18 protein-coding genes are annotated in these 23339 nt (G+C 54.7%); 11 read left to right on the top strand and 7 right to left on the bottom strand.

Annotation, left to right across the window (positions count from 1 at the left end):
* Positions 1-69: 69 nt before the first annotated feature.
* From ACQYWX_RS23225 to ACQYWX_RS23215, 3 genes are all read left to right on the top strand, one after another.
* Positions 70-507, top strand: a complete 438-nt coding sequence (locus ACQYWX_RS23225; RefSeq protein ID WP_431686497.1) for a DUF1801 domain-containing protein — start codon at positions 70-72, stop codon at positions 505-507.
* Positions 508-538: 31 nt separating this feature from the next.
* Entirely contained in the window at positions 539-1381 is an 843-nt protein-coding gene (locus ACQYWX_RS23220) for a metallophosphoesterase (protein ID WP_431686496.1), read from the top strand.
* A gap of 118 nt (positions 1382-1499) precedes the next feature.
* On the top strand, positions 1500-2348 hold the full coding sequence (locus ACQYWX_RS23215; protein WP_431686495.1) for a hypothetical protein: 849 nt from the start codon (positions 1500-1502) through the stop codon (positions 2346-2348).
* Positions 2349-2355: 7 nt separating this feature from the next.
* Here the strand turns inward: ACQYWX_RS23215 and ACQYWX_RS23210 are convergent, their stop codons facing one another.
* Together ACQYWX_RS23210 and ACQYWX_RS23205 are read right to left on the bottom strand one after the other, a co-directional pair.
* On the bottom strand, positions 2356-3042 hold the full coding sequence (locus ACQYWX_RS23210) for a metal-dependent hydrolase (RefSeq protein ID WP_431686494.1): 687 nt from the start codon (positions 3040-3042) through the stop codon (positions 2356-2358).
* A 155-nt stretch (positions 3043-3197) separates the two neighbouring features.
* Positions 3198-5261, bottom strand: coding sequence for a VIT and vWA domain-containing protein (locus tag ACQYWX_RS23205; protein ID WP_431686493.1), 2064 nt, complete (start codon positions 5259-5261; stop codon positions 3198-3200).
* Positions 5262-5437: 176 nt separating this feature from the next.
* On the opposite strand from ACQYWX_RS23205, the gene ACQYWX_RS23200 reads away from it, so the two are divergent.
* Positions 5438-6427, top strand: coding sequence for a phosphatase domain-containing protein (locus ACQYWX_RS23200; protein ID WP_431686492.1), 990 nt, complete (start codon positions 5438-5440; stop codon positions 6425-6427).
* A gap of 61 nt (positions 6428-6488) precedes the next feature.
* The gene (locus ACQYWX_RS23195; protein WP_216735695.1) at positions 6489-7028 is read left to right on the top strand and encodes a DUF2058 domain-containing protein; all 540 of its coding nucleotides are present in this window, start codon (positions 6489-6491) and stop codon (positions 7026-7028) included.
* 12 nt (positions 7029-7040) lie between these two features.
* On the opposite strand, the gene ACQYWX_RS23190 is transcribed toward ACQYWX_RS23195, so the two are convergent.
* Positions 7041-7751, bottom strand: coding sequence for a cyclase family protein (locus ACQYWX_RS23190; RefSeq protein ID WP_431686491.1), 711 nt, complete (start codon positions 7749-7751; stop codon positions 7041-7043).
* 250 nt (positions 7752-8001) lie between these two features.
* Between ACQYWX_RS23190 and ACQYWX_RS23185 the strand changes: the two genes are divergently transcribed.
* Together ACQYWX_RS23185 and ACQYWX_RS23180 are read left to right on the top strand one after the other, a co-directional pair.
* Positions 8002-8691, top strand: coding sequence for a class I SAM-dependent methyltransferase (locus ACQYWX_RS23185; protein WP_431686490.1), 690 nt, complete (start codon positions 8002-8004; stop codon positions 8689-8691).
* Between the two features lie 5 nt (positions 8692-8696).
* Positions 8697-11216: a DNA polymerase II gene (locus ACQYWX_RS23180; protein ID WP_431686489.1), complete on the top strand. Its 2520-nt coding sequence runs from the start codon at positions 8697-8699 to the stop codon at positions 11214-11216.
* Positions 11217-11225: 9 nt separating this feature from the next.
* Here ACQYWX_RS23180 and ACQYWX_RS23175 read toward each other — a convergent pair whose 3' ends face one another.
* From ACQYWX_RS23175 to ACQYWX_RS23165, 3 genes are all read right to left on the bottom strand, one after another.
* A complete protein-coding gene (locus ACQYWX_RS23175) occupies positions 11226-11762 on the bottom strand; it encodes an XAC2610-related protein (RefSeq protein ID WP_431686488.1) in 537 nt (178 codons plus the stop codon).
* 171 nt (positions 11763-11933) lie between these two features.
* A complete protein-coding gene (locus tag ACQYWX_RS23170; RefSeq protein ID WP_431686487.1) occupies positions 11934-12476 on the bottom strand; it encodes an XAC2610-related protein in 543 nt (180 codons plus the stop codon).
* Between the two features lie 81 nt (positions 12477-12557).
* Positions 12558-13874 carry an amidase gene (locus ACQYWX_RS23165; protein WP_431686486.1) on the bottom strand — a complete coding sequence of 439 codons (1317 nt, stop codon included), beginning with the start codon at positions 13872-13874 and terminating at the stop codon, positions 12558-12560.
* A gap of 157 nt (positions 13875-14031) precedes the next feature.
* On the opposite strand from ACQYWX_RS23165, the gene ACQYWX_RS23160 reads away from it, so the two are divergent.
* The 4 genes from ACQYWX_RS23160 (at position 14032) to ACQYWX_RS23145 (ending at position 19729) form a co-directional block, all read left to right on the top strand.
* Positions 14032-14919: a LysR family transcriptional regulator gene (locus tag ACQYWX_RS23160; protein WP_279505371.1), complete on the top strand. Its 888-nt coding sequence runs from the start codon at positions 14032-14034 to the stop codon at positions 14917-14919.
* A gap of 432 nt (positions 14920-15351) precedes the next feature.
* Positions 15352-17412: a hypothetical protein gene (locus ACQYWX_RS23155; protein WP_431686485.1), complete on the top strand. Its 2061-nt coding sequence runs from the start codon at positions 15352-15354 to the stop codon at positions 17410-17412.
* A 251-nt stretch (positions 17413-17663) separates the two neighbouring features.
* Entirely contained in the window at positions 17664-18641 is a 978-nt protein-coding gene (locus tag ACQYWX_RS23150) for an alpha/beta hydrolase fold domain-containing protein (RefSeq protein WP_431686484.1), read from the top strand.
* 23 nt (positions 18642-18664) lie between these two features.
* A complete protein-coding gene (locus ACQYWX_RS23145) occupies positions 18665-19729 on the top strand; it encodes a hypothetical protein (protein ID WP_431686483.1) in 1065 nt (354 codons plus the stop codon).
* Between the two features lie 99 nt (positions 19730-19828).
* Here ACQYWX_RS23145 and ACQYWX_RS23140 read toward each other — a convergent pair whose 3' ends face one another.
* Positions 19829-22693, bottom strand: a complete 2865-nt coding sequence (locus ACQYWX_RS23140) for a di-heme oxidoredictase family protein (RefSeq protein WP_431686482.1) — start codon at positions 22691-22693, stop codon at positions 19829-19831.
* Positions 22694-23339: the final 646 nt, after the last annotated feature.

The raw sequence follows: 23339 nt of genomic DNA, 5'->3' as shown, positions 1-23339 counted from the left end.
TGAGACGCTGACCCCAACTTAAACACGGCGAGTTTTCTTCTCTCGCCGGTTCTGATTGAAGGAAGCCAAATGAGCGACGCCAATGTTGAATTCGCTGATGCGCGCGTACAGGCGACATTCGCCGCATACCCGGATGAAGTGAGAGCAAAGTTGTTGTTCCTGCGTGATTTGATTTTTGATGTGGCGAGAAGCACTGAAGGCGTGGGCGAGCTGGAAGAAACGCTCAAATGGGGGCAGCCCAGCTATCTGACTGCAAAGACGAAAAGCGGCAGTACTCTCAGAATCGGTCGCTTAAAGTCCCCGTCCTCTGGATATGCGGTTTATTTCCACTGTCAGACAAATCTGGTGGAGACGTTTCGGCGCATCTATGGCGATGAGTTTCGGTTTGAGGGAAATCGCAGCATTCTGTTTGATGTGGCGGACGATATTCCCGTGGAGGCGTTGCGTCATTGTATCGCCATGACGTTGACTTACCACTTGCGCAAAAAATCCAGTGTGGAAAGTTGAATAAACGAGAGGCGGTCGGGAGCCCAAATCAGTGATAATTTTTCGTCGTATTATGATGGGGCTGGCTGTGTTGAGCATCGCGCTCGGCGTCTGGGCTTTTTGGATCGAGCCTGCGTCGTTGGTTGAAAATGAAGTCAGTATCGCCATTCATCCCTGGCCGCAGTCCTGCGATGGGTTACAGGTGGCGGTGATGGCCGATCTGCATGTAGGGTCGCCGCACAATAGTCTATCCCGGTTGAGGGAGCTGGTTGACGCAACCAATGTGTTGAAGCCGGACCTGGTGTTGCTGGCGGGAGATTTTGTAATTCAGGGCGTGATTGGCGGCGAGTTTGCGGAGCCGCGCGACATCGCCACTGAGCTGGACCGGCTGCAAGCCAGCCTGGGCGTGTACGCCGTCATGGGTAATCATGACTGGTGGCACGGCCCGCAATTGATCCTCGACGCCTTTACGGGAACCCATATCGAGTTTTTGGAAGACGCGTCCAAAGAGCTGACTCAGGGGGATTGCCAGTTCTGGTTGGCCGGAATCAGCGATTATTGGGAAGGTGCGCATGATATCGGTAAAGCCCTTGGCGACATTCCCGCGGGGGCGCCTGTACTGGCGTTCACTCACAACCCTGATGTGTTCTACGACATTCCTCGCCACGTATCCCTGACTTTCGCCGGTCATACCCATGGCGGTCAGGTTAACCTGCCATTGATTGGTCGACCCATTGTGCCTTCTCAATATGGCGAGCGATTCGCCATTGGGCATATTGATGAGGACGGTCGCCAGATGTTTGTAACCCCGGGAGTTGGGACCAGTATTCTTCCTGTGCGTTTTCGGGTTCCTCCAGAAATTTCCCTGGTCACGTTAAAATCCGTGTCGCAATAGGGCTCCGCATAGAGCAGTTTGAACTGAAGCTATATCAAGTCCGAACTGGTCTACTATTTATAATGCCGTTTGTGATTAGGTTGCAGATATCCGCCCCCATGCTGGGACAACCCGCGTTATGGCGATTCGTATCTTTTTGCTTTTTATATTTGTCACCCTATGCAGCCGATCAGAGGCGGCGGACTTCAAGCTGGGCCTGCTGCATGGCGACGCTGAAATTTTCAGCTACGAAATCAGTGTCGTGCAGTTGGCGCTTAACTATGCGCCGGGTGAGCATACCCTGGAAGTGGTGTCTATGGGGGACGCCACTCAGGAACGAATCTTAAATCTACTGCACCGGCGTTCAGATATTCTCAATGTGTTCTTCACTGGATATAGCCGCACTCGGGAAGAGCGCTTCTTACAGGTCGATGTGCCCCTGACGAGAGGACTGTTGGGGCATCGGGTGTTCATGATCCGTGAAGATCATGCGGAAAAGTTCTCCCAAGTCAGCTCGCTGGCGGATCTACAGACGCTGACGATAGGCTCGGGCGTGAATTGGCCGGATACGGACATATTGCGCTCCGCAGGCTTTACGGTGACTGAGTCCACTTACGCCAGCCTCTGGTTGATGTTAAAACGGGGGCGTTTTGACGGCTTTAATCGCGGCGTTCACGAGGCGGTTATTGAACTCGGTGAGCATGCGGGGGAAGGATTGATGATCGAGCCGCGCTTGATGGTTGCGTACAAGTTCGACTATTTCCTTTATCTGGGGAAAGACGATGTCGAGCGTTATCGCATCCTTACTCTGGGGTTGCGGCGAGCCTATGAGAACGGTGCTTTTATGAAGAATTTTAACTCCCATCCGGCCATCAAAGAGATGGTCGCCGCTATCCATCCCGAACAGCGGCAGACCTTCTATATCGATAATCCCTATCTAAGCGATAAGGTCAAAGCTATTGCGGACTCGTACTGGCATAAATTTTAAACGGCCTCTAGGAGCGCGACAGCCAGATATGATCCAGAGTGGCCAGCCTGACCACTTCAAGGTGCAGCTTGTGCGGCGGGGGCAGTTGTATGGCGCAATAGATGGCGATGGCGAGAAAGAGTCCGCTGGCCCACCAGTTATCGATGCTCACCGGCTTCAACGCGGTTCCAAATGAGCGCTTGAACTCCATATCTGACAGATTCACCGCGTAACACTCGTCAAGAATAAGGTGGACGATATAGCCGGCGAACACCATGGCGCCCAGCGCCCAGGCGAAGTCGACGCCTTGATCGATGAAGCGCCAGCATAAAAACGCGGAGCCCAACCCAAAGCTGGCGGCGGCCAACAGTGAGTGGAAAGAGCCTCGATGCTCAGTGAGGTGAGCGAACACCTGCAACACGCCGATACGAACGGTAAGAAACGCCACCAGCATGGCGCCCCATAGCGGTAGCAGAGGCAGGTCGGGGAACGTAAACAGTACGACAAAGGAAGCCATCACGCCCAGAGCGCTGAACAGTCCTTTTAATATGGCGGTGGTGTCTGCATCCAGGTCTGGCGCCAGGCCCGCCAGAGTCCCCGCTACCCACAGCGCCATGCCTTGCCCGGGGGTGAATAATCCGGTCAACAGCAGGGTAGAGGTCAGTACGCCGGATGCGGCGGCTCCGCCGAGCAGATGTGTATTAAAATTAGCCATTTAGCGTCGGTTTTCCTTATATGGGATATGGCGCGATTGGCCGGCCATGCTATACCAGCGCCGTTGAGCCGATCAAGCTGGGCAGTAGACATTTATGTCATTGTCTTAAAAAGAAAAAGAGACGGAAGGCTCCGTCTCTTTGCTGTTTCCCGAAGTTAGCGCTTACGGGGTCGGAAACAACGTCCGGCTATGGCCAATGCGCCCAGCAGCGCCAGCATGAATCCGTCGATGGTCCCGCCACCGCCGCCTCCGCCAAATGATGGACGGCTCTTGGTGTACATCGGCTGTTGCGAGTCCACCCGGTGAGATTGCGCAGGCTGCTGCGCTCGTACTTCGCGGGCGGACTCTTCGCGTTGGATGCGATCTCCGATGCGGCGTTCCACCCCGTAATGTTCAAAGCGTCCCTCATCCAGAACCAGCATCGAGGTGTAGTCAGTGACCAGTCCGTACTCGACGGCTAAATCCGTGACCGCCTGTTTACGGTCGGCATCCTCGCCATAATCCTGCTGCTGATCCATCAGATCTTCGATCTGCGCGAAGGCCCAGAGACGCTCCAGTTCAGGGTGCAGGGTTCCGTCTTTGACTTCGAACTGGGTCTGATAGCGGATAGGCGACCCAGAGACTTTGCCTGTCAGCTCCACTTTCGCCTGACCCGAGCCGTAGTAATGACCGAACATCACCAATTGCTGGCCGCGATAAACGCTGCCGATTTGTTTGGGGAAGACGTCTGCGGTTTTGATGCCGGAAATCTTCAAGTTGGCGCCATGCAGGGCGGCGTGGTCGACTTTACTGGCGGCCAGCATGAGCTGACCGATAATGTCGTCGCTATTGCTGACGCTGATGGCGAAGCCGTTACTATGCTTGGTGATCGCTTCCAGCAGAGGACGGTTGGCGGAATTGCCCATAATGAACGTGAACAGGCGAATATCCTTTTTCTCCAATAGTTCAATAAACGCCTTTTGTTTGGTTTCGCCGACATTGGCTTCGCCGTCGGTGACCAGCCAGATAGCGTTGGTGCGGTCTGCATCAAGTCCGGTGAGCGCGCCTTGAATGGCTGACATGAGATTGGTGCCGCCGTTGGGACCCGCATTCTCGACGGCGCTGACTACCTGCTGCAGATTCTCCTGCGTCGCCTGCACCCATCCGTTGGTGATGTCAGTCGCGTTGTCATTGAACATGATGACGCGAACGCGATCATTGCTGTTGAACTTGGCGAACCCTTTACGCAGCCCTTCCAGCAAGGTGTAGAACTTGCCTGACATGGAGCCGGAGCGGTCCAGCACCAGCGTCCAGTCGCGCCCTTCGGTAATGGCCGGCAGGTCGTCCCCAGGCGTCACGGTGAGCATGAAGGTCCCTTTGTCTTTGCCGGGTTCTTTATAGGTGATCAAGTCGACGGAGCCTGGCAGATTCTGTTGTTGCCGCCAGTAGACCACGATGTCCTTATCCAGCCTGTAAGCGCCGGGAGCGGAAGCGGGCGCATTGGCGGCGCCTTCCTGAGCGGCTGTCTGGCTTTGAGCGTCTGACTGCAGGGAAACTGTCCAGCGCTGCTCGTCCATTCGCGCGATCTGCGCCTGTGGATGCTCGGGTAAACGCAAGGCTTCCACCGGATAGCCGCTGCGTAAATCAAGATTGAAGCTGAAGCGTTCTTTCACTGTCTCGTTGGCGGTCCAGAAAGCCAGTTTTTCCTCATCCACACCGCCTTCTTCCAGTGGGTAAACGTAACGGCCGATTCCGGTGTCCACATGCACTGGCTGCAAATACACCAGGCGTATTTTGGTTTCCTGTTGCGGTAAGACCTGGCTGATGGAGATGTCGAACGTTTTATAGGCGTCCTGCTCGGTCAGACCCGCGTTGCGGCCTTCCGACTTTTCCTGCTCATAGATTTCCCGGGCCTGTTTTTTCGCGACGACTTCGCCATGAACCGGCGCGCCGTTGATCCAATAAGTGAACTGGGAGACCGCGGCTTTTTCCGGTACTGGAAATGAGTAGATAGCTTCCAGAGGCTGGGCGTTGGGATTATAGAAAACCTGGTCGACGGTGGTGATGGCGTATTCGCCTTCGATGGTGACGTTGACGTCTTGGGAGCGTAAATCCAGGTCTGGTAAACTGCCACCTTGGGGTTTGAGTAATCCCGCCGCTTGCGCCGCGTCAGGATTGGATAGGGATAACATTAAGACGCAGGCGGAGAGAGATGCTAGTCCGGCCTTTCCATTTAACATATGCAATCACCTTTGCTATTGGGAAGAACGCCGCCGAAGAGAAAAATGATGATTTGTTAGATTTCGGCGGCTGCCTGGAGGCATGCTCACTCAGGCGTTAAACGTATTGAACTTTTTTGCGGGGAGTATTGTTTGACAATACCTCCGGTGTGATATGTGAGGCTTTGGAGCTTTTTATGCGTTGGACTGTCATTTTTTTGGGATGGCTATGTTTTTGTGGCTTCGCCAGCGCGGAGGAAGAGGATTCGCTGGCGGTGATCCTCTACGCTGGCTACGGCTCCGCAGGTAAATTCACTCTGGAGGGGCGCGTCATTGAGCTGGACGAAGATACGGCGGGCGTAGCGCCGGAAGACGGCGGCGCGACCAATCTACGTCGCAATCTGGCGCAACTGTTCAACGCCGAGCAGGAAAATGTTGAGGTGCGCGTCCAGCTTGACACGCAGCATTGGCGAGTGAAGACGGACGAGGAAGGCTACTTTCGGCTCGACGGTGAACTGGCGGACGCAAAACAGTCGGGCTGGCTGACGGTGACAGCGCATGCGGAAAGCGCGAAAGCTGTCGAAGGCGGGGTTTATATGGCGCCTTCTGAAAATCGCTTGGGGGTGATTTCCGACCTGGACGATACACTCATGATCAGTGAGGTGACGGCGAAGACCTCATTGTTGAAAAATACATTTTTGAAGAATCCGCTTCAGCGTGAGGCGGTTCCGGGCGCTTCCGCATTTATCGCCAGTGTTATCGCCGATAATGCGCAATGGGATGCGTCGCCGGTCTTCTATTTGTCCGCGTCGCCACGGCAGTTGTACGGTAATATTACGCTGTTCTTGGAGCACAATGGTTTTCCTCGCGGCGTGGTGGTCGCCAAGAAAGTGTCGAATGAGTCCGACAGCGAGCCCTGGCTGGATCAGGCCGCCTACAAAACCGCCCACATTGAAGATTTGCTGCGGCGTTTTCCAAGGGTGAATTTTGTTTTGCTCGGTGATGACGGCGAGCGCGACCCGGAGATTTACCGGGATATTCAGGCGCGTTTTGCTGATAGGATTGCGGCAGTGTATATACGCAAAGTATCTCCTGATCCTGAGCGGCCGGTTTACGAGGGGCAACAGGACCTGGCGGCGGCGATCGCCAGGATTGAGAACGCGCAGACGGGCGCAAAAGAGCGCTGAAACCTTGGCGCGGGATTTGTTAAAATCCATTTCAGTTAACTAATGGTTTGGAACGCGAATAATGGCTAAGTCTCTTCAAGAGCAGCTCCTCAAGGCAGGGCTGGTTGATCAGAAAAAAGCGAAACAGATAAAGCAGGAAAAGCGCAAGCAGGCGAAACAGACGCCGAAAGGTCATCAGGTCGAGGACGAGGCCAAGGTGCGCGCGCAGCAGGCGCGTGAGGAAAAAGCGCAGCGGGATCGTGAGATGAACCGTCAGCGCCAGGAAGAGGCCGACCGTAAAGCGCTGAAGGCGCAGGTTAAGCAGTTGATCGAGATGAATCGCATCAACCGCAATAAAGGCGAGGTTGGCTATCAGTTTGCGGATGAAGGCAAGGTCAAGAAAATCTACGTCACCCAGGAGCTGCAGGATGGTTTGGCCTCTGGTCGTTTCGCCATCGCCAGAATGGGGGACGCTTACGAAGTGATCAGCAGGAAAGTGGCGGAGAAAATCCGCGAGCGCGCGCCTGAGTTTGTTGTGGTGCTCAACGATAACAAAAACGCTGAGCCCGACGAAGATGATCCTTACGCCGCTTATCAGATTCCCGACGACCTGATGTGGTAACGCTTCCGGCGCTCAGGGTATGAGCGCCAGAACAGAGACTGGCGATCCTGAGCCGCCCCGTAGTCGCAGCAGGCCGATCACCAATGTGACGCCTTTGGGCGGCAGGCGGTTCAGGTTGGTCAGGCACTCCAGCACAATGCCGGATTGCGCCAGCGTCAGGCGATTGACCAGGTGTTCCACGCTGGCCCCGGGATCGACGCCGTGGGTGTCTATCCCAAATCCTCCGACCTGTCTTTCTTCCAGCAAAAATCTGGCTGTCTCCGCCGCCAGACCGGGAAAGCGCATGACGCCCTGCGCGTCCATATTGAAAAAGCGCTCTGGCGTTTTCCAGTAATGTTGGTAGCCGGTATAGAACAGAACTACGCATCCGGCGGGTATGACGCCATGGTTTTGCTCCCAGTGATGTAAATCCTGCATGGTGACGGCGTAGTCCGGTTGCTCTTGCGCCTGGGCGCTGACATCAATCACCACCGCCTCCGGCGTTAGTTGCTGAGGGGAGTATTCGTCGATAGTCATCCCATTTTCAAAAAAACTGGCGGGGGCGTTCATATGAGTGCCGCTGTGCTCGCCGATCTGGAAACTGCGCAGGAAGTAACCGTCTTCTGCGATGCTGGCCTCGTCGGTGAAATGAACCGTCGGATCTCCCGGCCACAGGGGGATATTGGCGTCAATGGGGTGGCTTAAGTCAATGATATTGGAAAACTGAAGCGTTCGAAGGGACATAGAGATTCTCGTCAAATATTTGATTCGCTAGTTATAAGTCAATCTGTCAGTCATAAATCAAGCTGTTAGTTATAAATCAATTAGTCTTTTATAAAATAAATAGTAGCGGCGAAAACAGAGTTTCGGTGTTAGGATGCCCTAAAACTCAATTCAGACATGTTGTTTTGTCTTGCCGGGCGCGCCCGGGTTTTGTGGATGCCCGCGCAGGGAAAGGGATGAAACGACGGTCGGCCTCCAGGAGATGTTATAGATGGAAACAGTTTCCCGACCTGTAGACAGCAGAGTAAAGCTGTCGCAACGCTACTTTAACCCGCTGACATTGGCGGTCTATGACTTGGCGCTGTTTGGTTTCATCGATAAGTACGCCTGGGGTTGTCCAACTGAGCGGGTATTGCGCCATTATCGCGATCATCTCAGCGCTAATCACCTGGAAGTCGGCGTTGGCTCGGGCTATTTGCTGGATCACTCAACTTTCCCCGCCAAGGAGCCGAGGCTGGCGTTGATGGATCTGAGTGAAAGCTGTCTCCAGAAAACCTCACGCAGGCTCACCCGTTATCACCCACAATGCTATCGTCGCAATATATTGCAACCTGTCGAGATTGACGCCCCGGGCTTTGATTCCATTGCAGTGAACTATGTCATGCATTGCGTGCCCGGGCACTTCGAACGCAAAGGCGAGGCGTTCGGGCATTTGAGTCAATTGTTGAATGATGACGGCGTGCTGTTCGGCTCCACGGTGCTGAGCGTCGGGGTAGAGAAAGATATGTTCACCCGACTTTGTATGAGCAGCCTGAACAAAGCCGGCGTTTTCTGTAACGAAGAGGATTGCGCAACGGCGCTTCATGACGTTTTACGACGGTATTTTAATCGCGTCGAAATGGAAATAGTCGGTTGTGTGGCGTTGTTCGCCTGTCGCGACCGCAAAATTGAGGCTGAATAATATCGATGTCCGCGCCGCTGAGAGGGTTTCTGCTGACCCGACAATGGGATGATCTTGTCCCTGAGCAGGACAAGGCGCGGGGCGGACTCACCAAATCATTGGCGCTGCAGTACTGGATATTAACGGATCGCGGCCCGGCGCGACTGACAGTCAGCGACCAATACGCGGTGTGCTTTCTTGAGAGTTCGGCGATGCCTGTGGCGCGCCGCATTCTGACCAATTTGCTCGGCGACAGCAGTGGCGAGCGCCCCCCCTGGTATGAAAAAGAGCTTGAGCTGAAGGATTTTGGCGGGCAGCCGGTGCATGGGGTGTATCTGCGTGAGCAACGCAACCTTTATCGCATGCGTGACTTGCTGACGCAGGCGGGCCTCTCGCCAATGGAGGCGGATATTCATCCTACAGACCGTTTCCTGATGGAGCGCTTTGTGACCGGCTCGTTGGCGGTTCATGGCGAGGCGGTGGAAAAGGATGGGGTGCTGGAATTCCACAATCCACGCATCAAGCCCGCGCCCTATGCGCCTTATTTCAAGGTACTGTCGCTGGATATTGAGACGTCCATGGATGGGGCGCAGTTATACTCCATCGGTTTGGTGGCGACTTCTTATGGCGCGGATGTCGGCGCAGGCGCCGTGCAGCGGCGCGTGTTCATGGTGGGTGATAATGCGGAAGACAGCCCGGAATACTTGGTTTACTGCGCTGACGAAATGGAAGTTTTTCGGCGCTTTATCGCGTGGTTTGACGACTTTGATCCAGACATTCTGATTGGCTGGAATGTCATCAATTTCGATCTGCGTTTTCTGCAAAAGAAAGCCGATGATCTGAACCTGTCCTTTCACCCGGGACGAGGCGGGACGCCCATGGACTGGCGCCAGTCGCGCAGCGACGACCAGCATTTCACTTTATGCATTCCTGGCCGAGTGGTGCTGGATGGCATTGATACGCTCAAATCCGCCACCTACAACTTTGAAAGCTTTTCTCTGGAGTATGTCGCCCAGCATTTGTTGGGACGAGGCAAGCTGATTCATGACCCGGATAACCGGGGCGATGAGATCACGCATTTGTTTCTACACGATAAGCCCAGGCTGGCCGCATACAATCTGGAAGACTGCCAATTGGTGTGGGAGGTGTTTCAACACGCCCTGTTGATTGAGTTCGCCGTAGAGCGGGCGCAATTGACCGGGCTGGCGCTGGACCGTTTCGGCGGCTCGGTCGCCTCTTTTGATAACCGCTATTTGCCGCGTTTACATCGGGCAGGGTACGTGGCTCCGATGCTGTCGCAGAATCCTGTAGGCGTGGGCAGTCCCGGCGGTTATGTGATGGATTCAATCCCGGGCTTTTACCGCAACGTGCTGGTGCTGGATTTTAAAAGCCTGTATCCCAGTATCATCCGCACCTTCAAAATTGATCCGCTGGCGCGTATCAAGGGCATTGAAATTGAACGCGGGCAGGACGTGCTGCGTGAGGATCTGTGGGATCAGCAGGAAACGGTAAAAGCGGACTGCAAGCAACTGGTTCCTGGCTTTAACGGCGCGGTTTTTTCCAAAGAGCATAATATTCTGCCGGATATTATCGGTGAGCTGTGGGCGGCGCGGGATGAGGCGAAACGCCACAAAAATGCGGCGATGTCGCAGGCGATAAAAATTCTGATGAACTCATTCTATGGCGTGCTGGGCACACCGGGATGCCGCTTCTTCGACCATCGCTTGCCCAGCTCCATCACGTTACGCGGACACCGGATTCTGTACCGCACCAAGGAGCTGATTGAACAACAGGGCCATCAGGTGATCTATGGCGATACCGACTCGGTGTTTGTCTGGTTGAAAGAGTACAAGCAAAGTCCGGCGGCGGAGATTGATAGCGTTGGAAAGCAACTGGCTGCAACGCTGAATCAGTGGTGGCGGGATTATCTGACGCAGGAATACGGCATCGAGAGCTTTCTTGAAATACAGTTTGAGACTCATTTCTTACGCTTTGTGATGCCAACCATTCGCGGTTCCGAAAAGGGCAGCAAGAAGCGCTACGCCGGCTTGGCCGCCAGAGGAGAAGGCGAGCCGGAAATGGTGTTCAAAGGGTTGGAAACGGTGCGCACCGATTGGACGCCTCTGGCGCGTACTTTCCAGAAAGAACTTTATCGTCGCATTTTTCATAACGAGCCCTATGAGGATTACGTGCGCGACCTGGTCAGTGATATTCGCGCAGGCAAAAAAGACGATCAGCTCTACTACCGTAAGCGTCTGCGTCGCCGGCTCGATGAGTATCAGCGCAATGTGCCGCCGCATGTGCAGGCGGCGCGTACGGCGGATCGCATTCGCGAAGAGCAGGGGCTGGCGCCCCGTTATCAGCGCGGAGGATGGATTGAATACGTGGTGACGGTAAATGGGCCGGAGCCCCTGGAGTACCGACGCTCCGCGCTGGATTATGACCTCTACGTGGAGCGACAGATCGAGCCTATCGCCGACGGCATCCTTCGTTTTATGAATGCGTCCTTTCAGGATATCGCCGGCGGACAGATCGGCTTGTTTTGATCTGATTTCCTAGTCGATAGGAATCAAGTTTGAGCCATTCCACTTCAGCCGCTTTCTCTCATACTGCGTTTCGCTGACTTGAACCTGCAAACTGAGAGTTTGAGTTGCGGGGTCGGCGGTCAGTTCCGGCAGATTGCCTAGCCTCACGAAGCGCTTGGCGTTCTGGGAGTACACCCAATAATCCAGAAAAACATGCTTGGCGCCTGCCGAGGTGGTGATAGCCAAATCGGGAAAACCGTCGAAGTTGATATCGTCGAAGGCGATATGGCCAATGTCGCCAGCGAAGAACACCGTGTCGGGGGCGATCTCCAGACGTTGCTCCTGACCATTGATGGAAGCCGCCACGGCCTGCAGCAATACCTGATCATCCGCGAGCGGCGCCAGCATCGGCGAAGCCTTGATCTGAAGCGCCGCAGAGGCATGCTCACAGGTTGGGATGCGGCCGACGCCAAACAGACAGGTTTCTCCGTCTTTCGATATGGATTGAAGCGGCGAAACGCCGCATGACGTAATGATGGGAAATAGAAGAAGCGCAACGCGTCGCATAAAAAGTCCTTCTCGTCGAAGCAAGAGTCAGACGCCCTAAGCGTCTGATGTCACATAGAGGAGCCGTACTCACATTAATGACTCCCCGTTTCCCGGGCGCATTTATGCTAAGCGCGAGACGCCGCAACGGCAATTCGTCTGTAAGGGCTAAGGCGTTTGGCGTTTAATCAACTATTCAACCACCACAAGTTCTAATCCTCGCCATTGGTAAGCTTTTCTATCGTATTGCGCGGCGTTGAGGCGGACTTCTGTGGTGAGCGTTTGCGTATCGGGTTGGAGTTTGAATACAGGGTAGTTTCCAACCTTCACATAACGCTTCTGCTCCTCCGAGTAGACCCAGTAATCCAGATAAAGATTGGCGGCCCCTAAGCTGGTAGTGACGGCGATATCTGCATGGTTATCAAAGTTAATATCTTCGAACGAGATATACCCTCTGTCTCCCGGCAATAGTAATGCGTCCGGCGACAGGGTCAGAGTTTGCCGGCGCTTGCCCCTAGAGATGTTGATCGCAGAGATATGAAGCTCGTCGTCATCACTGAGATGGGTGGTCAGTGTTGCGGATATTTCATCGCCGCCGTCTTCAAAGTGACAGGTATCTATCTGCTCAGACTCAAATACGCAAATCACTGGCGAGGCCTTCTGCACCGGCTGATTTTGAGCCTGCGAGCAGGCGGCCAGGAGCAATGTCAGAGGAATAAGAATTTTTCGCAACATAGTTGTTTCTCGGCATCGGCGAGTGGTGTGGCGAAAATTCTAATCTGAAAATAGATATCAGTCCGATGAAATATCTAATCTCTAATTTTCACCGGGCTTACTGGTCACCACCGAAGATTGTACCCCTAACGCGCCAGCGATCACTCTGCCTACCTCCAACAACCATCCATCACCGCCTTGTATCCCGACGATTTGTAGTCCTACCGGCAGGCGTCCGGGGAGGGTGAGGGGGAGGTTGAGTTGGGGGACGCCCAGGGCGTTCCAGACTTTGATCAGATCCGATGTGCCTGTGTTGAGAAGGCCTTCTAGGGCGGAGTGGGGTGTGCTGAGAGTGATAACAGCGTCGTATCCGGCCATGAATTGAGGGTAGGCGTTTGCGGCGGCGGCGATTGTGTTTTTGGCCGCGAGTTCTTCGGCGAAGGTCAGGCGTAAGCCGTTCTCAATCATTTCCAGCGTTGAGGCGCTGAGCTGGTTGCGGTGGCTGGCGTATTCGTAAGCCAGCGCGCGGCTGCCCTCCCTGTCGTTCACGATTTTATGACTGTCGGCCAACTGCTTCAGGCTGAACGGCGTGGAGGTATTTTGAATGTGATGTCCTTGGGAGCGCAGCGTTAAAAGGCTGGTGAGCAATGCCTCCTTGACCGGCGTTTCCACTGTAGACCAAAACTCGTCAATGACGCAGGCCAGTCGGAGAGGTCTGTTGATAGGAGGCGTCTGCAGCGATAAGTAAGGCTCCAGCAGGACCTCCGCGAGTAACTGCAAATCATCCATGCTGCGTCCATACCAGCCGACGGTGTCGAAGCTGGGCGCCAGGGGTTTGACGCCTTCCAGAGAGACAATTCCGCGAGTCGGTTTGAAAGCGAACAGACCGCAATAGGACGCGGGCTTGAGCAAGGAGCCCGCCGTTTGCGAACCCAACGCCACCGGGAAGAAGCCCGCCGCCAACCCTGCGGCGGAACCAGCGCTGGAGCTGCCTGGCGTGTGATCCAGTGCATGTGGGTTGCGGGTCGGTCCGGTATGCATAAAGGCGAACTCTGTAGTCTCCGTTTTACCCATGACGATAGCGCCTTCTCGCCGTAGTCGCGCCACCACGGAGCAGTCTCGCGAGGGGCGGTGATCCCGATAGATAGGAGAGAAATATTCCGTAGCGAAATCGACCGTGTCGAAGATGTCTTTTACGCCGATGGGGAGTCCGCTCAGTTTTCCTTTGTTGGGGCGGAAGTCTATCACCTGAGCCTGTTGTAAAACTCTGTGTGGATCGAATGCCGCAAAGGCGCGGATGTCCGGCTCATAGCGAGTAACCTGAGCGATCAATGTTTCACATACTTCTTCCGCTGTGCATTCGCCGCCCTGAATGGATTTCACCCATTGCGCGCCATCGTTGGTTAAAGGTAGGGACATCGTATTTCTCCGTATGTTTCTGGACATCAGCGGACTCACTTTATTGATTAATTTTTGGAATTTAAAACAATAAATTTTTAGCCTATTATCAAATTTTATTGATCAATTCGTTTATCCGACGCTGTCTATCTACGTAGCTACAGAGGGCCAATCGACGATGTTGAGAGAGCTTAAAACCTTTCTGGAAGTCACTAAGTGCGGCACATTCGCCGCCGCCGGCGATCGCATCGGTTTGACCCAGTCTGCGGTCAGCGCACAGATGCAGCGCCTGGAAGAGGCATTGGGCTACTCATTGTTTGAACGCGCAGGGAGGTCGGCGCAACTGACGCCGGAGGGCCGGGCGGCGATTGGTAGAGCGGAACAGATTCTCGACCTGTTCGGCGGCATGTGCGAGGGGGCGGAGCCAGGACCTGTGCGCGGCGAGGTTCGGCTTGGGGCGGTTTCCACTGCGCAGGCTGGTCTGCTGCCGGTAACGATGTCTCATCTGCGTCGCGCGGGAAGCGAGATATCGCTGCGGATTATCCCCGGCTCATCGTTGCAGCTGCTGGCGCTGGTCGATAGCGGCGAAATCGATGCGGCGATATTAGTAGAGCCGCCTTTTGCCTTGCCTCGTGAGTTGAACTGGTCGCCCCTGGCGAATGAGCGTTATGCGTTGGTTGCACCCCATGACGCGCAGGAAAGTGACTGGCGCACGCTACTGACTGCGCATCGTTTTATCCGCTATGACCGCGGCGCATTTGGCGGTCGACTGGTGGAACGCTTTCTACGCCGGCATCGTCTGCATGTGAATGACTGCGCCGAGATGGATGAGCTCACAGGGATCGTCAAAATGGTGGAGGAAGGATTGGGCGTGGCCTTGTTGCCGATCTCGCCGGGATTGGATGTCAGCCAAGTGCGTGTTTTTGAATTAAAGGGTGATGTTTTTTATCGGCGTATTGGCGTGATTGAACGCTCAGAGCCTCGTTCCGCTGTATTCAGCCTGTTCTCTCGCGCTCTTGGCGAGGCCGCTCGCGAATTGTATGAAACCATCGACAGCAAAAAATAGAACGCCTTTTATGACAATGATTGCTACTTGCGTTCCTAACAATGTTTTACCTCTTTTAGCAGAACATAAGACAAGAAAAACGATGCGATATATCACTCTTTCATGTGTCTGGTTCTAGTGACAAATGGCAGTGTTCTTGTCTTTTGTGTTCGATTTCCGCCCCTGATCTCCCAAAGTATGTCACCGAGGGCATACACACTCTCTCTATAACCGGTGAACTTCCCCGCCCCTCAAACGTTGGGTTACATGCGGACGTTAAATTAAAAATATGAACTATGCGTAATGGACTAGTCTTTATCCTGCTGGAGGCCCTGTGGTTTGTCGGTTTGCGCGGGGCCAGAGTGAAAATTAATCACAAAGGAAAAAAAGGATATGCAGTCAGTTAACGCGAAATTATCAGGTACGAGAAAGGAGCGCCGAAAGGTGAGTGGCATGGCGGCGCTGGCCGCGGCCATGCTTATAAGCTCGCCAGTGTTTGCGCAGAACTTGGTGGAAGCGGGCTGTATGGAGGAAACCGCGGGTTTCAATGTGCAATGTTCGGCTAACGATATTCAGATAGCCGGCGTCGCCACGAACCCGGATGGAACGCCGCAACTTGAAATACTGGATGACGGTTGCGCTTATCAGGGAGATACGGTTGAGTTCACCGCTACGTTTGAGTTGGTGTCGTCGGCGAAAGAGCGACACGATATCGGCATCTACTTCGTCACTGACGGAGACCCGGAAGGGGACGGTGCCGTCAGTGGTTCATGCGCAATTTCCACATTGCCGTTTCAACCAGACCCTCCCTGGCTGGACTTGGATGGAACTAACGATCCTTTTCCTGGCACATCAGGGCCGTCAGGGGTGCAGGATACCTGTGGCGATATCGACAAGCCCGGGCATAATCCGCTGTATCCGACCATCACTATCACTGCAGTGTGTATTGACCCGGATGCCGATGGTAAGTTGAACCTGCCTTATTGCACCAGCTGGCGGCAGGCAGGGGCTAATGAGCTTTGCGTGACTCCCACGGATGCTTTCCCAGGATCGCCGTCGAAGTGTAAGTGTGACGAAGGTTTCAACGTGCCAATCGATGTGCCGCCAGCGGAACTGCTGGTGTCTAAATCCGCCTCACCGACTACGCTGACGGAGCCGGGCGGGACGGTGACGTTCTCCATTTCTGTCACGAACGTGGGAGTCGATCCGTCTAACTCGGTGACGATGAATGCGTTGACCGACGATATCTACGGTGACATCACCATGGCGGGACATGACGGCATAATCAGCACCACTTGCGCGACGCCGCAGACTATCCCGGCGGATGATCGCAATCCTGGCGGCGTGGACACCTATAGCTGTCAGTTCACCGCGCAGATCAATGCGAACGCCAACACTGTGGAGACCGATACGGTCACCGCCAGCGGCGTGGATAACAATGGTTACTCACTGTCGGGGCAGGATAGCGCGAGCGTCACCATTCTGGATTCGCCTCCTGTGCTGGAAGTGGTCAAAACCGCTTCGCCCACACAGTTGTTGGAGCCCGGCGGTCCTGTCACTTTCACCGTCTCCGTGAAAAACACCAGTCCGGCGTCCAGCGATTCCATTACGCTGAGTTCATTAGTGGATAACATCCATGGCGACCTGAATGGTCAAGGCGACTGCCAGTCCGGGCTTGTCATTGCGCCGGGGCAGGAGTATCTGTGCTCCTTTACCGCCAATGTCATGGGCAACGCGGGCAAATCGGAAACGGATACGGTCACCGCTTCCGGCGCGGATGACGAGGGCAATATGGTGAGCGCCAGCGACTCCGCAACCGTGGTGATCGTTAACGTGCCTTCGGAAATCTCGGTGACCAAAACCGCTGATCCAGAGCAGGTCGATGAGCCGGGAGGCAATGTCACCTATACCTATACCGTGACCAACCTGTCCACCGTCGATGCAGTGACCATTGAAAACCTGGACGACGACAAGCTGGGCGATTTGAACGGCATGGGCGACTGCGCGCTGCCGCAAATCCTGTACTCCTCACAATCTTTCACCTGTTCAGTGACCACCTTTGTCAGCGGCAATGGCAATACCTCGGTCACCAACGTGGTGCTGGCGCTTGGCGTGGATGATGACGGACAGGTACTCAGCGCCATGAGCGACGCCACCGTCGACATCATCAATGCGCCGCCGGCGGCGACGCTTACCAAAACCGCGACGCGGGCGCTGGTGACGTTTGAAGTGACAGTGACCAATACCTCCGATGCTGAAGCGCTGACGGTCACCGCTCTGGTGGATGATATGTTCGGCGACGTAACGGTGGTTCAGGGCGATCTCTACAACACGACCTGTGTGACGCCGCAGGAACTGCAGCCCGCCGCGCAACCTGGAGACAGTTACACCTGTAGCTTCGAGGCTTGGGTGAACAGTGCGACTCATACCAATACCGTCACCGCAACCGTTGTGGATGACGATGGTTCCGCGCCAGTGTCGCCTTCAGATAGCGCAACAGTAACGCTGCAATAACGCTACTTTCTTTATTCTGCTGAACAGGGCCGGGCGCATACCCGGCCCTTTGCTTCTTCTCTTTCTTTCTCCTGTTCGGCGACGAACCGGCTCAGTTGTCACTGCATTCTCCCGCATGTTATGTTCAGCGCCATTTGGCGTCGTCGGATTTTCTGGCGCTTTTTCTGCGCGGGCCTATGCTTTTAGCGCGCATGGAAAAAGGATGTGCTTAAAACCGGCGCGTGGTCACTGCATCGAAAGGAGATAGTCAGATGCGGCTTCAAGCATTCATTGCTTCCTTTTTTATGGTAAGTGTTTCAGTGGCGGCGACCGAGAGTGCCCCTGAGGCGACGCCCGCGCCTGCGCAAAAGCCCGCGCAGGAAAAGTCGGCGCCGACCCCTGACTCCGGATTTATCCCTCCTGCGGAACAGGGCGTTATTTCGCACCGAGACATGGCGTACGTGAGTAACGGCCATGTGCAACAGAAGTTGGACCTGCACCTTCCTTCCGCCGGTAAAAATATCCCGCTGATTATCTGGATTCACGGCGGAGGCTGGATGAATGGCGATAAAACCCAGGGCGTTCCCATCGACTACGTGGATGAAGGCTATGCCGTCGCCAGCGTCAACTATCGGCTCAGTAATGTGGCCAAGTTTCCCGCACAGTTAGAAGACGTCAAGGCGGCGGTGCGCTGGTTGCGCGCCAACGCCGGGCAATATGACATTGACCCTGAGCGCATTGGCGTGTGGGGCGCTTCCGCCGGTGGCCATCTCGCCGCGTTGCTGGGAACGACGGGGGATGTGGAAGATTTTGACGTGGGTGAAAATCTGAATGTTTCCAGCCGGGTGCAGGCGGTGGTGGATTACTTTGGCCCCACGGATTTTCTTCAAATAGATGAGAACCGTCTGCCCGCCAGCGAGTCTCACGACAAAGCGGGCTCTCCCGAATCCCGTTTGATTGGCGGCGCAATACAGGACAACAAAGACAAAGTTGAGCGGGCCAACCCGATCACTTATGTCAACGAAGGCGACGCGCCTTTCCTGATTGTGCATGGCGACGCTGATCCCATCGTTCCTCATCATCAAAGCCAACTGCTGGAGGCGGCGTTGAAAGCGGCGGAAGTGCCGGTGTCCTTTTACACGGTAAAAGGCGGACAGCATGGTCGTTTCAATGACGCAAAAGTGGTCGAGCTGACCAAGGCGTTTTTCACCAAGCACCTGAAGCCGGTCGGCTATTGGGCGCTGAATTGATTTTTGGGCGAAGCGGGGGCGTGATGAAAACCGTCTATTGCGCGATTTCCTTTCATGGTTTCGGGCATCTGGCGCAAGTCGCGCCGGTGCTGAATCGCCTGATGCGTGAGCGGTCGGATATCGAACTGATCATCCAAAGCGAAGCGCCGCTGTCGATCCTGCAAACCTGGCTGCAGTGTCCGTTTCGTCATGTCATCAGGCAAACGGATTTGGGCATGCCCATGTTCGACGCTCTCAAGGTCAATGTTCAGGCCACTTACGATGCGTACCTGAATGAATATGAGACGTGGGCGGAGACGCTGGCGACGGAAACCGCGCACTTGCGTGAGCAGAAGCCAGATTTGGTGCTGACCAATATCAGCTATAGATTATCCGCCGCAGCGGGAGAGTTGGGTATTCCTTCCATGCACTTCTGCTCGCTGAACTGGGCCGATATATTTCTTTCCTACTGTGGCGACAGGCCCAGGAGTCAGGAAATATACGCGTGGTTATGCGCTTCCTATAATCAGGCACAGGCGTTTTTGCGGGTGACTCCTGGGATGCCGATGACAGGTATGGCCCATGTGAAGTCAATCGGGGCGATATCGCGTTCCGGTCGTCGATGCGATTTGCGAGAGGCGTTTCAGCGCCCGGACGCAGACAGGTTCGTGTTGGTGTCTATGGGCGGCATGCCTTACGCCATTCCTTTTCGCGACTGGCCAACCACTCCGGGGTTGGTCTGGTTGACAGGGGAGCCGGTAAACGGCCGGGGTGACTTTATCTGCTACAAAGATTTCCCAATTCCGCATATCGATCTTCTCGCCAGCTGCGACGCCGTCGTCACCAAACCCGGCTACGGCACGCTGGCGGAAGCGGCGGTGAATCAGACGCCGGTGTTGTACCTGCCGCGGCGGGATTGGCCGGAAGAGCCTTATCAGATTGAATGGCTGCAACAACATGTCCCCTGCCAGGAAATCGATCAGAAGCAACTGTTCAGTGGCGCGATTGTCGATGAGCTGAATCAGATCTGCGCCGCGCCGCCTATGAAGCCTCCAGCTTTGACGGGAATTGACGAGGCTGTCACGGAGATTCTCGCCTTATTGGCCTGAGGGCTATAAAAAAACGTAGAACGTAAAAAGGGGCGCTAGCGCCCCTTTAAAGTCTGCAATGTCTGCGACAGTTTTATACTGCGCGTTTCATTCTTGGCTTCAGTAGTTGAACACCTCGCCCAGCGCGTCGCCGGGGCCTGGCTGAAACAGCTGTCCCGCCGCAGGACTGTAGGCGTAGAAACGATGGCGCAACGTTTGTACTTGCGCATAATGCGATGCCGGGTGAGTGATGCTGTAACGGTACGAGCCATCGCTGTTAGCGGTCTCCTGTGCGCCGTTCTGTAAGCCGCCATCCGCCTTCAACAAGGGCGCCCAGAAATAGCCGGGGCCGCCGTTTTTCTCCACAAATAACTGCACGCGCTCCATCCTGTTCGTAAGCGTGATGGAGTAGGTGACGCTGCCATCCGCATTCTTTGTAATCCCTTGCGGCTGTGGATCTGGTCCGGGCGCGTCGCCGCCCACTTTCACATTGACCTGCGCTCCGCCTACAAACTGATGGTCGGCGTTCGCCAGCTTCACGGCGATAGTGTGTTCTCCGTCGGAGAGCCCCGAGATCGCGATAGGGGAGGCGTCATAGCGTTCACCCTGGTCGACGCCATCCACGAACCAATGCAGATGACGACCATCAACGTTCATTTCCCAGTTGCGTAACGTGAACGCCAGATCGAAATTACTCTCTACCTGGCTACCCTGGGCCGGGGAGACAATTGACGCGGATGGCGTTTTCACGGCAGGTCCGCCGTCTGCGACAGGGTCAACAAACGGGAAGCGGGTGTAGGCGAGGAGGTCTTCGCGCTCCGCGGGCGACATGGCTGAGAAGGCGTCGCGAGAGGCGGCGGCTTCACCACCATGCCACATGATCGCTTCTTCTATGGAGGTGGCGCGACCATCATGCAGATAACGGGCGGCGCCGTTAACTTCCGCGAAGTGCCCGATGGCCCATAGCGGCGGCGTTCTCCACTCGTAACCGGTAGCGGCGTATTCCGGGCGCTTGTCGGCGAGTTCTGGTCCCATGTCGTGCAACAGGAAATCGGAGAAGGGTTGGATAACCTGATTGCGGAGCGAGACGACTTCAAAGTCCGGTGAAGTGGTCATGGTGGGAATATGGCAGCCGCTGCAGTTAGCTTCCTTGAACAGCTCTTTGCCCCTTAGCTTGCTGGCTTGTGACGCCTCGTCGGCGAAAAACTCCAGGTTGGGCGGCACGGCGAGATGACGTACGTAGGATTCGATCTTATGTAAATCCTCCATGGAAAACTCGGCGCCGTTTCCGAAGAGGGGGTTGGTGATTCCCATGTCCTCATGGGCCGCCTTGGCGGTCTGTTGTAAGACGCTGGGTTGTCCGGCCTTCCAGCCATATTTGCCCAGGCGCATGGTTTGCGACTGCCTGTCCCACACGTAGTTGGCTTTGCCGGAAATACCGTCGCCATTGGCGTCATCGGGATCGGCGAAAGCGAGTAGGGTGGCGTCGGAGATGGCGTCGATCAAACCCATGCCGGTCAGCTGCGGCGCAATGCGCGGTGAGAACAGAATGTCGCCGCTATTGATGGGGGAGTTCAGCGTCCAATCGTAAACAGGTTTGTGCAGGGTATAAGCGCCGCCGCCAATATGGTTGCGGACAATGTTTTGGTACGTCACGGTCGCCTGGCCTTCGCCGGCGCCGCCATTTACGCTTTTATCCTGTAGCTGCCCACCGTAAGTAGGATGCGGAACGGGGCCGCCGTGAGCGTCGGTTCCTTCAATGCTGAGCGCCAACAACATGGACTGCATCGGCTGGCCGGGCTCTGGCGGGGTTCCACGGCCGTCATTGGTGTGGCAGGCGAAACAGGAGCTGTTGTTGAATTGGGGCCCGAGCTGATTCGCCAGCGTAACCGGCGTACGCGCTCGTTGAGGGAAGTCGATATATTGCTTGGGAGAGGGCTGGTCGCCGATGCAGTCGTATTTGGTCTGAGGCGCATGCAAGGCGATATCTGGATTGCTCTCGCCGAAGTCGGTGTCGAACAGCGTTTTCCCCGCCAGGAAGTTTTTCATTTCCTGGCCGCCGATATTGACCAGGTGCTGGGCGAACAGAAACTGTTTGTCCTGAATGATGTTCGGCGTGGTGGAGCCGCCGGGTGAGAAATAAGGATGCTGACGCTCCTGAGAGAGACGTCCCTCGCCAATGCGGATGCGGAAAATATCGTTGTAGTACTGCTGATCCGTGCTGGCGCGCTTGAAGGTCCACTCCAGATCGATCAGTTGGCCCTCTTTGACGTCATTAATGACATAGCGCCAGGTATTGGCGTTGACCTGCTCCATATCGCCGCCTTTATCGAATTCCGCGCGGTAGCAGACATCCTGCTTGTTCAGCGGGTCAGGCACGCCGATGTGGTCGCTCCAACGAATATCGCCGTTATCGGTAGGATCGTCGGTCACGACTGTCATTTCCAGGCGGTCGCCCCAGTCTTTGAAGGTGGCGATATAACTGGTGCCGCTGGTGTAGCCGGCGACATAGTGATCAAAGCGGCCTTCGCCCTCGTGTCGATCGCGAAAACGGCCGCCGAAGGTAAAGGTAAGAGGGTAGGCGGGCTTTGAGAAACCTTCGCCGACTCTGTATTTGAACCAGCCGCTATCCACCGGCAGTTCTGCGAACTGGGCGTCCAGCACCTGGGTGTAGTAATACTCAATGCGGTCGCCGTCGTTTAACCCGGAAATCTGGGCTTCAAAATCGGTTTGTGAAGCGGTTTCCGTCAGCTCTTCAACCTGTATTTGCGAGCCATTGATGCGGTAGTTGATATATACCCGTTCAGTGGGGGAGCGCAGGTTGAGGGCTTGGGGAGAATGAAAGCGCAGCATGGCCGAGCCGCCATTCATCTGTAGTGTTTGCGTGAACTCGCGAGGGTCGCCGGGATCAGCGGCGTAGGCGGTTCCTGAAAGCAGCAGTAGAGTCGTCAGCAGCTTGTCCATGATGGAGTCTTTGGTTTTCATAGGCGGTCTCTTTATGAAAGCGTTACCATTTTTTATCTTAAGGAAAGCGCATACATCTAAAGCTATCCCTGTTTGGTATTGGCCAGTTCAGGCTTATACAACGCTCAGGCGGTGATATGAATCGGTAATCCGGACTAGCATTTTCCTTCATGCCAGACGGAAGCGTTGACGGAACTGGCGATGTTTGTTCTTTTTTAATATTTGTTTTCAAATAGTTATCTCCATCTTGCCTCCTTGTTAATCCGTTATTAACTCTCTGTTCAAGCGATCTGATTTTTATGAATTTTGTGAAAGCGTTTTCATTGTGACGTTAAGTATAGCCGTTATTACGAGACACGAGACACGAGACACGAGGCCAATTAAAAGTGGACTAGGATAATCGAGGTTATTTATTTTGATAATTTTTTATTTTTATAGATATATAGCCCGTTTTATAACCCCCCTCATTTCTGCGTAAAAAATCAAGAAATAAAAATTAAGTTATTTAATATCAATAAGTTAAAAATTTTTTTCGGGTTATTTTGGAAAGTTGGCATGTGGGCTGCAATACATCTGGCAAGTAAACAAACAATGTCTTGGAACACTGCGACAGAGTCTGATTACCAGATTAGATAGCAGTGAAATTCAGTAAAGCCGAATGTATTGT

Source organism: Hahella sp. NBU794, from assembly GCF_050749805.1.
GTDB lineage: Bacteria > Pseudomonadota > Gammaproteobacteria > Pseudomonadales > Oleiphilaceae > Hahella.
This window is presented reverse-complemented; position numbering and strand designations above follow the sequence as displayed.